Origin of the sequence: Corynebacterium sp. HMSC074H12, from assembly GCF_001813755.1 — a bacterium.
Taxonomy (GTDB): domain Bacteria; phylum Actinomycetota; class Actinomycetes; order Mycobacteriales; family Mycobacteriaceae; genus Corynebacterium; species Corynebacterium hiratae.
The window spans coordinates 89,066-101,796 of the sequence record NZ_KV813939.1 but is presented as its reverse complement, the minus strand read 5'-3'; the positions used below and the strand labels follow the sequence as shown (position 1 = coordinate 101,796).

The window sequence follows — 12,731 nt, the reverse complement described above, 5'->3', positions numbered from 1 at the left end:
AAAATCAACGCACTCTAAAACCGGAAGGGCCCCTTTAGCAGTTGGTCGATCGAGTCGCGTGCTGGAACAAGCGAGGGAGAGGCTCCGGACCCGATCACTATAGTTCGACAGAATCGCTATCAATCCGGAAGAGACCAGTCCTAAGACACCCTTGTCCCCAGTAAGTGAATCGTCTCCTCTCGGAGCTCGTCACTTAGATTCTGATCGAGAGTGATCGCCTCCACATTTAGATGCGCAATTTTTCCCTCTACAGACAACTGAAGGTGTTGAGGTCCTTTCCTCCAAAGTTCAGATGCAGAGTCTCTCGTGTATCCGATTTGCTGAAGCTCTATCCCTACCGGGCTAGTGGTGCCAAACTCAATCAAGACAGAAAGATCAAGTCCGGCATTCTCCTCGCCCAATAGACTGACACAAATGTCGTAGTAATTCTTCAAATATATAGGAATTCGAAATCCTACACCATACTCAAGATTGCTGAGGGTTTCGTCAATAATGTGATTGATATGAATTTTAGAATTCGGATCAAAAACAGATCTTTGGTAGGGATTCCCACCTCCCGCGCCATAAATTACGCCTGACTTCTCTGCGTAAGCAATTGACCGAGAAATCAATGCGCTTACCGGAAGACCTTTTATCCAATGGTGAGTTAAGCTTGCCCAGTACTTAAGCCGCCTGACACGTTCTGCGTCATCTGCATTCTTCCGAAATAGGTCGCGACTACCTGAAGACTCTTTGTCTTTCCAGTCGTACACTCTATTCAGAGTGTCAAGCATCCTTAAGATGCTATCAAAAGATATTTCCTCAACAGAACTTATAACGTACGGATCCCCAGAATTCTTTAAAAGTCGATATACGCGGTCCTGAGTTAGAGGTTCAATTTCGGGAGAACGTCGTACAGTATCTACACTCACTTCAAGTGAATCGTTGACCTCTTTGAGAAGTTTAGACCCATCTTTCACCTTTTCATTGAAGTTCTGCGAAAGAAGCGAGGCATGACTCTTTTGAGTTTGAGCCAGTAAAATCGTTGCATATTTCTCGGCGGATTGCCGATCGCTCCTGGTCCCACTGACCGATCTCCCCTGAAGGACTTTAGCGATATCGGTATAATTTTTTCTTCCCTTCGACTCCGGGGGAGGTACCATAAAGCTCGTTACCTCGATCGGGGATGTTATCGGAATCTGCAGGTCGGGATCCTTCCATGTCGCGTCATCTGCCCTGATGCAAATGACATTGCCTTGAAAGTCTTCAGTTAACCTACCTGCACGGCCTGCCAAGTTCTCAAAGTCTAGCTTTCCGAAAGAACTACGACCTCCCCCGTATTTATCAGTGAGGATAAATATGTTCTTTGCAGGAAGGTTCACTCCTTCAAGGAGCGTCGACGTGCAGAATAGAAAGTCGATCCCAGATGTTTCACTCTTAAATACGCTTTCAATGTCCTCTCGGATCGCAACCGGCATTTTCCCATGATGAAAAGCAACGCCTCGCTTAAGTACATCAATGAGGTAGTATTGTGGATGAATCTCTCTACCAATCCGTTCAATAAGTCGATGGACCTGTTGAGAGATTTCTACATTCTCTTCCCCAGCGAATGAGAGGGCATGATTGACCACTTTAGAGGGAGTATTTGCGTAAACGAGTGACTTAGCCCCATTCGCCCAAAACTTTACTGCCTCGTCAGGAGCCCAAGACATTTGATCTACTGACTCAACGAGTATCCGTTCAGATTCTAAGTCCGACGAGAAATACGACGCCTCTCTATCAATGAAATCTACATAGAATCTTTGCTGGGTGACTGTCCGCTCTCGCACAACCATGCTTCCGCCAGTAGATTTTCCGAAAAGCTCAAGAAAGAGCTCTGGGTTGCTCAAGCTCGGCGAAGAGAAGATTAGTTTAGTCGCAAAGCTTCGAACGGTTTCATCGATTGCATAGTAGAAGAGGGGGCTGCGCGAGTCATTCTCCGCTACGATTTTATGGGCCTCGTCAACAATAAGTAGCTTGATGGAGCGATTCGGCGCATTGAGGAAGCGAATCAGCCGTTCTGGAGTAAACACAAATACGGTGGTCGCAAAAAGCCTTTTCATTATCTCTGGCTGATCTGGATATATGGCTACGTTTACCGTAGGAAGAGCCTCCAGTAGTTTTCTCAAGTCGTTTGCCGTTTGGGCGACAAGCGCATTTGTGGGGACCAAGAAGATCACACAAGCATCTGCGAGCTGTGGTTTTTGCACCTCTGCTTTCAAGAAACTCTTGATTACAAATGATTTTCCAAGCGACGTTGGCCCAGAGAAACTGTAGAAATCCACACACTCCATAGCGGTTGCAATTTCGTATTGAGCATCCGTTAGTACGCTCGACCTGTCAGAAGTTCTTTGGTGAAATTCTTTGAAGCCTCGAGCAAATAGCCGCTCAGCTGGAACTTGGTAACCGTCGCTCTCATCAGACTCCTCTAGCTTGCGAAGTCCTGGAAAATTTCCCAGAACCGAGAACACAGCAATGGAAAATGCTTCTAGCCGTTGGAGTGATTCAGCATCTAGTTGTTGCTGTTCTTTAAGTTCTTGAAACATTGCAATTAAGGCGTATGCACGTTCACGATGCTCGGCCTTGTCTGAATGCGAGAGGATATCCGCGAACCGTAGACCAGGTGCAATGAGGCGATGCAAAGGCTCATCAGTGATTTTATGAGTAAGAAAATACTCCGCAACGATGGCTTCTGCTCGTTGAACCAAGTCAACGTAGTCGGGCCTCGCAAGAATGATTCTACCAAGTCTCGTAGCGACAGTTTCAGTATCTTTCGACATCATCCCTTCCCCCACCGAAGTCGTTGCTGAAGATCTTCACGCACCTTGTCGACACCGTGCGTCTCTGCTCCGACTGTTCTTTTCAAGAAGGGCATAGCAAATATATGGAAATTTGTTGCACCAAGCTGATACTTCCGAATCTGCTTCTGAATATCATTGGTTTTTGCCTGTACCGCATTTTGCGCCCGGATTCTAAATTCGGTCTCGATTTGGTCATCGTCATGTAGAGAAAGATCGAAGTCGTCGACGTCAAGATCAAAGGTCACTAGAACACCAAAAGAATTGACGAGCTTAATACGCTGAGTCGCACCCGGTTCTGGAATAAGAATAGCTTCTAGCGCTTTGAGCTGTTCATCATTAACAGCCTCTTTCATTAGTTGACTGGATACCAGTGACGTATCGTCTCTAAATGAAGTATCCTTCACACTACTCATTGATTCAAAGGCTTTCGAAATTGCACCACCAAGATCTCCATGCATTTTTGACTCGCCAAACACTAGTTGGTATTCATCATCTCTCACTCTGAGTAGGTGTAATCCATCCGCGCCAAATACTGGCATTTTGTTATTGGTTTTGATTTCCATTTTACTTAGAATCTTTGGAGCACCGACAACCTCTTCAAGTAGTGCATACAGGATCATTTCGCCGCCTTCGCCATTTGTAGCGTTCGGCTCTTGAAACTTTGCTTTAATATCCTCCGCCCAGGCCATGGCGTTATTCGGATCGATGGCCAAATCAGCAAGATACCTTTCGTATTCTCTCCTTGATAGGACGTAGCCAATGCTAGCCTTCGACAGATAGTCGAACATTTCGTCTAGGATAAATTCGCCACTTTCTATCCGTAAAACGGATAGTTTGCATTCAGTTCTAGGGTTGATATCGATGTCGACCGAATCATAAAAGAGGTCGGAAAACCTAGTGTTCTGTTTTAATGTTGGACCTATAACATTCAAGATGGCATCGCCCCTCATTTGCTTTCTCCTCTCTTGATTTGTCGAAATTGACGAGGGTTCATTCCGACCATTCTTCTGCGGCTAGGGGTGCCCCATTGAGTTCGTCTCGCCGCGTAGGCCAGTCCGGGAGGTGTCGATCCATCACCCCCACAAATCTCGAGTTGTGACTCCGCTCTACCAGGTGCGCCAGCTCATGAACCACTAAGTACTCCAGACTCCGAGGATTTTTTTTTGCTAGCTCCGGGTTGATCCAGATGTTCCGGCTATCAGGGTTACATGAACCCCACTTAGTCTTCATCCGCTTAACTGTGACCCGATTAGCTTTCACACCCATGACAGACTCCCACTTCTCGACCAGAGCCGGCAGTACTGCCTTAAGTTCCCGGCGGTACCAGCGATCAAGAATGCCAAACCTATCCTCTGGCGTCGACCCTTCCGGGGAATAGAGCCAGAGAATATCTCCTGAGAGAACAACCTTTGGGTTCCCGCTGTGCCTCGAAACATCCAGACGATATCGCTTACCCCAGACATAGTGGCTCTCCCCGGAGACCATCTGTCGCTTGGATTGCCGGTTAGCGTTCTGGAGACGATTTCGTTCCCGCCGAATCCATGGCAGGCGTTGTATGATAGCCCGACGAATGGTGTCCTCATCTAACCGAGCGGGCGCAGCTACCCGAACACGACCCATCGGCGGATACACCGACAAATGCATGTTCTTGATGTCTTTGTAGACCAGCTCAACATCAAAGCCGGAAACAGTGAGGTAAGAACTAGCGGAATTCATCATGCTTTTTCAGTTGATCGAGCAGACTTTCCATCTGCGTTTTATCTAAGAGCCCAGGGAAGTTGAGTGCAAGAGTACGCATCAAAGACTTCTGCTTTTTCTTGTCTCCAGACCAGCCATGCTCCTTGTTGCGCTGAATCGTGGCGTAAATCCGCTCGACGTCGACCTCGATATTCTTCGGCCACGCGAAGTCGATCAGGGCCCGTCGAGCAGGCGTCTTGGCCCAGTCAGGGAATTTCCTATCAGATTCGCCCTTGGCGAGACGCTGGGTTAACTCAACCAGCTTAAGCAGATACTCCTCGTAGTCGATCACAGCCTCACGACGCTGCTCAATCAGTGCATCGAGCAAAGTAGACATAGATTCGTAATACTTCGGGTTCATGGCCTGCTCGTCAACGATTGTCTTACGAACGTTATTGACGATGGTTTCAGCCGCAGCCTCCGGGGTCTTTCGGATGTTCTCCGGAAGTTTCTCTAAAGCCCCAACTCCATGTTCGACAATGAGCTGCACGAGCCCTTGGTCAAAAGTCGCAAGGTTTCGCGATGCGTCTGCCTGGATATAAGTATCCAGTAGAGAACGCATGCCGGCCTCAAACTGCTTGAGGTCAACATTCTCACCGGCTCCAAGCTTCACCTCGTCGCGCACATCAACAAAGTGTTTCACTTGAGACTTGATTGATGCAGCTTCACTTTCCGAGTATCCAGCCTCACTCATACGGTTGGCCAAGTTGGCATAGGCGTGTACCAGACTTGTCACGCCCTTGTACAGATCCCCTCTCTTAGGTTCGTTAGCCTTGAGTTGCTCTGCGCTGCCGCTTTCCATCGCGCAGAAATAGTGCTGGTACTGCAACGTGCCCTTAGGGGGAGCCACCGGCTCACACAGAGCACGCACCATTTCAAGAGCCTCGTCCAGGTCTTGACGCTCCTGCTCAATACGATCCTTGAGTAGGCCTTCCACATCTTCCTCGTCGTAGTCGGCGAAAGCTTCGGAGGTGTAGTCAGAAACCGCATCCTCCAGAGATTTGAACAGGTCGCGGTAGTCGACGATGTAGCCGTATTTCTTGTCATCACCGTCAAGCCGGTTCACGCGACAAATAGCCTGGAAAAGACCATGATCTTGCATGTTCTTATCGATGTAAAGATAAGTCGCACTCGGAGCATCAAAGCCGGTCAGCAGTTTGTCGACCACGATCATCAGCCTCATCTGACCCGGATGATTGATGAACTTCTCCTTGACGTCCTTCTCGAACTCGTCAATCCGCTTAACGGCATCATCAGCATTGGTCTGGAAGTAGTCAGCGAGCATCCGACGGTAGACGTCGTACTTGACGATCTCCTCGTTCTTGCCAGCCCCAGAGTCTTCCTTCGAGATCTGGGATGCGTTCGGCTCATAGCTCGTGATGATCGCGACCTTACCGGCCAATTCACTACGGCTGAAGATGTCATAGAACTTGCAGGCCTGGTAGACACTCGAACACACCAACATGGCATTACCTCGACCATCCATCAGGCGAGGCATTCTAGCCATATCCATCAGGATGTCAGCGGCGATCTGCCGAGCTCGCGGCTCAGCCGACTCAACTTCCTTGATCGTCGCCCAGCGCTTCTTCAGCTGGTGCTTCGTTAGGTCGGTCATGCCCTGGGTGTGGATCTTGAACCACTCATCGACCCGCTCCGGGCTCATAAGCCGCTGGTCAATATCCCGAGCCTCATAACGCAGATCCAGCACCACGCCGTCATCAACGGCCTCATCGAACTTGTAGGTGTGGATGTACGACCCGAAGGTCTCGATACTTTTGGCCTTGTCCTTCTTGAGAAGCGGAGTGCCGGTAAAGCCGATGAACATCGCGTTCGGCAACAGCTCCTTCATCGCCTTATGGAGTTTGCCACTCTGGGTGCGGTGAGCTTCATCGACAAAGACGAAGAGATTGCCCTTGGGGCTGAACCCTTCAAGGAGAGGTTTCTTGAGCTGACGCACGAAATCCTCGGTGTCGCCCTGATCCTTCTCGTCATCGCCCCGGAACTTGTGCACCAGTGAGCACATCAGCCATGGCTGGTTCCGGCCCAGCATGCCGATCATGCCGGCGCCAGACGTCGATCGCTCGATGGTCTCGTCAACACCGGCAAAGACCTTCTCGATCTGCTCATCGAGCTCAGTCCGGTCGGTGATCACCAAGACACGCGCTTCGCGCTGGTTCTCCCGGATCCACTTCGCCAGCCACACCATCGTCAAGCTCTTGCCTGACCCCTGAGTGTGCCAAATAATGCCACCCTCGCGACGAGCAATACGCTCCTGAGCAGCCTTAACACCGAAGTACTGGTTATGTCGGGCCGTCTTCTTCACACCCGAGTCGAAGACGATGAAGTCATGAATCAGCTCCAAGAAGCGCTGTTTGTTCGCCATCTGGAGCAATCCACGGTCGAGATGGTTCTCAACCACGCTTGGCTCTTTCCACTCCAGCCAGTACTTCTCCGGAGTCTCAATCACGCCGTAACGTAGGCCCTCAACATCACTACCGGCAAAAAGCAGTTGAACAGTGGTAAAGAAGGGGCGAACGAAATCTGCCTTCTGGTTGCCGAGGTGCTGTCGGATGCCGTCACCGATGCTGACCTTGGAACGCTTGAGTTCGATGACGCCGAGAGCGATGCCGTTGACGTAGAGCACGACATCTGGACGCTTGGTGTTTCTGCCCTTGATCGAAACCTCTTCAGCCACCACGAAGTGGTTAGCCTCCGGGTTGTCCCAGTCGATAATCCAGATGGTCTCGAAGTTTTCAGAAGCGCTGCGCTTTACCTTCACGCCGTAGCGCAGCAAGCTGTAGACCTTGCGGTTGACGTCGTATAGCGATCCACCAGTCGGCAGCGAAGCAGCCTTGCGAAGCTGCTCGATGGCACGTCGAACCAAGTCCTCCTCGTAGCCACGTGCCAGCAGATTCTGGCGCAACAGCTCTTCTTCAACGTTGGAGTTGGCCCGATCCTTCCAATCCCCGGCATACTCATACCCGAGCTGACTCGACAGGATGTCCACGACGCGATTCTGCGTGACACGCTCACGCTGCCCGACCAGACTCATGATGATGCCTCCACGGTGGATTCGTCCACCCAGCGTGCCAAAACGCTAAGGGCGGCGAGATACTCTAGAGCTTCTTGCTCCGTAAGTTCTTGATCAGCTTCATGGCTAAGAGGGTTTCGAATACCAGCAAAGACCCCTTCAGCAAATGTCATAGCGCCACGCTGAACCGACTTATAGGTGTCACTGCCGTCATCTTTCATTCGTCGTAGCCGAGACGCTCCTTTCTTTGCCTGATCGGTGGAGAAAGCCTGCTTGAAAAGATTTGTTTCGCTAACATCCCGACGACCGATCTTGTTCTGCGTCTCAGCATTCAGCTTGCGAATCGCACCACCGATGGCTTCACGGTAATGACCTGACTGCCAGAGCGACTGTGCTCCGTCCCAGATCCAAGGGTGCAGCTCCGCAGCAGAAAGCTCTGGAGCATTTTCTCCCAGATTCTGAGCGACTTCTTCAGCCCGTTGGAGCTGTGCTTGAGCTCTGATTGCAGCCTCGTAATGGCGATCCCAAGTGCCCAGCTTAATCCCGGTCAACTCAGAGCGCCAGCCAGGAGTAGCCCGATCCATAATCTTCTCGGCTACTTGCGCCTGAGAAGCAATATCGGCTTTAGACCCCCGCGGAAAGCTACCTATGACGCTAGGACTTGGGTGAGGAACACGCTCAGTCAGATAGATGAAGGTGTGCAGCTCTTTTAGCGCCCAATCAATATTCATCTTGCTTGCCCCCTACGGGAAGGCGGATTCTCCCAGTGAGTAGCTCCTGCATCATACCCTGCTTTATATTGCGAGCTGATTCGAGGCGAGACTCCAAGGCTCTGATCTCTGAGTCAGCGTCATCCAGTACACTCGCAATCTCTCGCTGTTCAGAAAAGTCCTCTGGAAAATCTAAAGTAAGAGTATTTAGATCCTTTTGGTAAAGATGATTAATGGTTGACCCCGCACTTAGGGATGAAATGAAGTTCTCGAACACTGAAGAACGCAACAGCCAATACAAGAACCTCGATTCGTAGGTTCCCCGGATCGGTCGCACTACAAAAACTCCACTATTCAATGTGGCCGGAAAAGGAAGATTATCAACAATTGCAACTTTACCAATAGTTCCGTCCTTAGTTATAAGGACATCGTCAGGTTGAAGTTGAATATTGCGATCTTGATCGAATCGCCATTTACTCACAAAAGCGGCTGAATTCCAGTCTATTTTAGCATTCTTAAAATCAGTGCCACCGACTAGTTTATAGCTGCCCGACTGGAGATATTCACCGGTCGTGAGCCCGTGCCAGCCAATTCTTGCCTTCAAATGGGAGTGTCTCGCAATTGATATATTCTTCCAAGGTTTGGTAAATCCCGGCAAGCGTTTGCGACCAGTCAGCAGCTCCTGCATCATGCCCTGCTTGATTGCCTGCTTCTTTGAGATGAGGCGTTCAAGAGTTTCAATGAGTTGATCAGCCGAACTCAACCTACCTGCGACAATCTTCTGTTCATCAAGCGATGGCAAATCGACAGTCAAACTGCCGAGAATCTGCGTATTTAGAGAAGGCATGGTTTGGCCTACTGCTACGGACCGCACCTTATCTTTGAAATTTTCAGTATGAAAAACTTGACTGAGATATCCAGAGTTTACTTTTGCCTGGTCCACTCTCACACGTAAAAGACGCCCAGAAAACAACCAGCCATCTTCTTCTCCCTTGACGATCGCGTTTCTATCTATTGACCCGACCCTGCTGAAAAGGATGTCTCCTTCACGGCACTTATAAGTCGAAAGACGCTTCAAGTCTTCTGTTCCCACAAGAGGAAGATTTTGGTGAATAATGCCTCTATCTCCGAGGTGTTCCACTGTGACTATCGGGGTCCCTGTAGCTTTATAGTCTTTCTGATGAAGAGCAGAGCCAAAGGGCCCAGTCTTAACTTCTGCAAAATCCGAAATCCTCTGAACTTCATGACAAGAAACCATTACAAGACCCCCATGTTCCGCAAATGAACGCAAACTCGTCGATCAGCTTCTTCAGTTTTGCCGATAATTTGTTCAAGGGTTTCGGAGTAACGTTCACCAAGTGTATTGAGCCTTAATGCGAGAGACCGAATGGTCTTTACGACTTCAACATCTGACGATTCCCGGATTGAATCACCCCATTTATCCTCGATGACTAGCACCCGTATATCCGTATCTCGAAGACCTTCGTAGGCCTGAAAGCTCTGCTGATCGATTTCAAAGGCGGCGTTTTTCGCGGCCTTCTTTGCCACTGTCTCAGCAGCAAACAGTTTCACGGCATGATTGAGCGCGGAGACCTTCTCAGCCTCTGCGCCCTCAGCTTTAGCTTCCCTGAGGCGCTTCCTCGCGTCGCCCAACTTCACTCCGCCATCGTCGTTGACAGCCTCCCAAAGCAGACCTTCCTCGACCGCGTGCTCGTCGATGTACTCCTGTAACTCCAGACTGCTGCGCTCTTGCTCTGCAGTAAGACGATCAAGCTCGGCCTTCTCTTCGGCGAAATATCGATCGATGATCAGTGCCGGTGAAATCAGGTCAGTTACCCAACGCTGGGCCTTGACACCCGTGCCGAAGACCAGGTCAGCAGCCTCGTACTTCGGCTTCTTCTTGTTGTCATAGCCAGTGATCCGAGCTTCACGCGGTTGAGCAGCATCAACCCAGCCGGACCCGACGATGAGTGTGACGTCATCGTGCATGGTGTCATTCCAGTAGCTCATCAGCTGCTCGTACATGCTGTACTCGCTGATCAGCGGACGGCCCCGGAACTTCTCCAGCAAGTCATCACCAAGATCCTCAATCAGCTGTTGCGGCCTGGTCTGCGAGTCAATCGTTTCCAGTTGAGATCCGTGAGAACCCCACCAATCCTCAACAGCCTTGGAAACAGTCGAGGTAAAAGCCTTAACATCCTCTGATTCCTCAATCACCTTGGCGACCTGATCAGGCTGCACTGTGAGCTCTGAATATCCCTCGCGGAGAGGTCGGAATAGCTCGTCACGTAGGTTCGGGAAAGCATCCCAGTATTCACCCAGAGCATCCAGATCTCGGTTCGGAATCCCGCCCTTAAGGTGAGCCTCCAGGTCCTGAATGTCTTCAGGTTCAGACGTGTCAATGTAGCGGGGGATGTTGAGGTTATAGTTGTTCTTAGCGTCAGAGATTTCCGACAACGACACCATCCGGGCAAAGCGCTCGACGTCGTTGCCGGCAAGATAGGTGTCGATGATCTTTCGCATATCCCGAGGACGCAGACGGTTCTTCGGCCCGTCTTTCTCGAAGCCCTTGGAGGCATCGATCATGAAGATGCCCGTCCGGTTGGTGGCTCTCTTCTTGTCGATGACAATGATGCAGGCCGGGATGCCGGTTCCATAAAACAGGTTGGCCGGCAGCCCAATAATCGCCTTAATTAGACCACGCCTGATCAGCTCCTCACGGATCTGCGCCTCGGTGTTGCCACGAAAAAGCACGCCGTGGGGAAGAATAACCGCTCCCCGACCATCAGACTTCAGGGATTTCACCATATGAAGCAAGAAGGCATAGTCACCGTTCTTCTCTGGTGGCTCGGAGAAGCCCTCGAACCGATCGTATTCCTTGTCGAAACCGTTCTTCCAGGTCTTCACTGAGAACGGCGGGTTGGCTACGAAGTAGTCAAAGGTCTGTAGCTGTTCGCCCTTGAGGAATTTCGGATCCGAGAGTGTGTCACCCTGACGGATGTCATGCGTCTCGTTGCCGTGCAAGATCATGTTCATCCGCGACAGTGCCCAGGTGGCGTTGTCTTTCTCCTGTCCGTAAATCGACAGGCCATTAGGCGCGGCGTCAGCCACCTTAATCAAAAGCGATCCAGACCCACACGTCGGGTCATAGACAGTCGTCGAGCGAGGGGCATCTTTTGGGATCTCCAGCACCTGAGCCATGATGCGAGAAACCTCCGCCGGAGTGTAGAATTGACCCTTGCTCTTGCCAGACTCAGTGGCGAAGTGGCGCATCAGATATTCGTAGGCATCACCGAGCAGGTCGTCGCCCTCGGCACGAGAACCGGTGAAATCGACGTCCTGAAAAATACTGACAAGGTTCGTCAGGCGATCCTGCATCGCCTTACCTTCGCCCAGCTTGTTCGGGTCATCGAAGTCGGCGTTGTTGATAACGCCCTGAAGATCATTGGCTTCAGCCAGTCGACGGATGGCGATGTTCATCTTCTCACCGATGTCCGTCGCGCCCTTTAGCGCAACCAGGTCATCAAATGATCCGCCTTCCGGAACTTCAATGAGGCTGTAAGGATCGCTCTTCGCCTTATCCGAGACATACTTCACGAACAGCAGTGTCAGGACGTAATCCTTGTACTGACTGGCATCCATGCCGCCACGCAGCTCATCGGCACTCTTCCAGAGGGAGCTATAAAGATCGGATTTCTTAAGAGCCACTACCACGCCACCACCTTCGGCAGCTTGACTGCTAACTTCTTACTTTGGGCTCTTAAAATCATATACTGTTCGTCTCCTCCACAGAGCGTGGCTTATCTTCTAGATGATACCGACATTACTGACCGCGCCAGACATTAATGTCGAGCAGTACCCGTTAACCATTCCGCTCATACTTCTCGACAAGTTCGCGAAACAGGGAGCGGGCAAATGCTAATGGTGCAATTATACCCTGACCAGCAGTTTTGTGAAACCTTGCAGCACTCCAGCTCATGCTGGCCATTTCATCTGCCGCTCGCTCAAATGTTCGCACCTCCCGCGACAGCCGCATGGCCTACCTACTCCGATAGACGCAGATTCTGCTCGCCCACATGGGGTCACGGATATATTCCACTGCATGCACGCAATTAATAACACCTCGGACATGGATGGTTACGTGGACTGGGTTGTTGATGTTCTCAAGTGGGGAACGCTGGTGGATGATATTGCCTCGGCAGAAGGGGCTCGCGAGCTACCATCTCGAACGGGCGCAGGGGCCATCTATCGGCGACAGCGGTCTAAGGTCCACTACTGATTTCGGACAACCAGAAATGGTGGTACACCCACCGCAACGCCCGCCGAGCATTAAAGCGGCTAGAAAACTCATCCACACAGGACAACTATTTACCTTCCTTGACCCGCCTGAAGGTTTCACCCAGGACTTAAAAGCCACCACAAACCTGCTGGAAG

At 50.8% G+C, this 12,731-nt stretch carries 7 protein-coding genes and 1 pseudogene; 1 reads left to right on the top strand and 7 read right to left on the bottom strand.

The window, feature by feature from the left end; translation table 11 throughout:
• Positions 1–140: 140 nt before the first annotated feature.
• From HMPREF2932_RS09740 to HMPREF2932_RS09710, 7 genes are read right to left on the bottom strand one after another with little or no spacing between them, the layout of a single operon-like run.
• A complete protein-coding gene (locus HMPREF2932_RS09740) occupies positions 141–2,798 on the bottom strand; it encodes a DEAD/DEAH box helicase (RefSeq protein WP_168166992.1) in 2,658 nt (885 codons plus the stop codon).
• Positions 2,798–3,769 (bottom strand): HamA C-terminal domain-containing protein, encoded by a 972-nt coding sequence (locus tag HMPREF2932_RS09735; protein ID WP_071410072.1) that lies wholly within the window; start codon positions 3,767–3,769, stop codon positions 2,798–2,800. The genes HMPREF2932_RS09740 and HMPREF2932_RS09735 overlap by 1 nt, the downstream gene beginning before the upstream one ends.
• Positions 3,770–3,809: 40 nt before the next feature.
• Positions 3,810–4,463: a M48 family metallopeptidase gene (locus tag HMPREF2932_RS09730; protein ID WP_256380902.1), complete on the bottom strand. Its 654-nt coding sequence runs from the start codon at positions 4,461–4,463 to the stop codon at positions 3,810–3,812.
• Between the two features lie 58 nt (positions 4,464–4,521).
• Positions 4,522–7,608 carry a type I restriction endonuclease subunit R gene (locus HMPREF2932_RS09725; RefSeq protein ID WP_070730329.1) on the bottom strand — a complete coding sequence of 1,029 codons (3,087 nt, stop codon included), beginning with the start codon at positions 7,606–7,608 and terminating at the stop codon, positions 4,522–4,524.
• Positions 7,605–8,318: a TIGR02391 family protein gene (locus HMPREF2932_RS09720; RefSeq protein ID WP_071410071.1), complete on the bottom strand. Its 714-nt coding sequence runs from the start codon at positions 8,316–8,318 to the stop codon at positions 7,605–7,607. Before HMPREF2932_RS09720 ends, HMPREF2932_RS09725 begins: the two co-directional genes overlap by 4 nt.
• Positions 8,308–9,555 carry a restriction endonuclease subunit S gene (locus tag HMPREF2932_RS09715; RefSeq protein ID WP_083313782.1) on the bottom strand — a complete coding sequence of 416 codons (1,248 nt, stop codon included), beginning with the start codon at positions 9,553–9,555 and terminating at the stop codon, positions 8,308–8,310. The genes HMPREF2932_RS09720 and HMPREF2932_RS09715 overlap by 11 nt, the downstream gene beginning before the upstream one ends.
• Positions 9,555–12,005: a type I restriction-modification system subunit M gene (locus HMPREF2932_RS09710; protein WP_070730359.1), complete on the bottom strand. Its 2,451-nt coding sequence runs from the start codon at positions 12,003–12,005 to the stop codon at positions 9,555–9,557. Before HMPREF2932_RS09710 ends, HMPREF2932_RS09715 begins: the two co-directional genes overlap by 1 nt.
• A 561-nt stretch (positions 12,006–12,566) precedes the next feature.
• Here HMPREF2932_RS09710 and HMPREF2932_RS13460 point away from each other — a divergent pair.
• Positions 12,567–12,731, top strand: a pseudogene (locus HMPREF2932_RS13460) (IS256 family transposase); the annotation flags it as partial.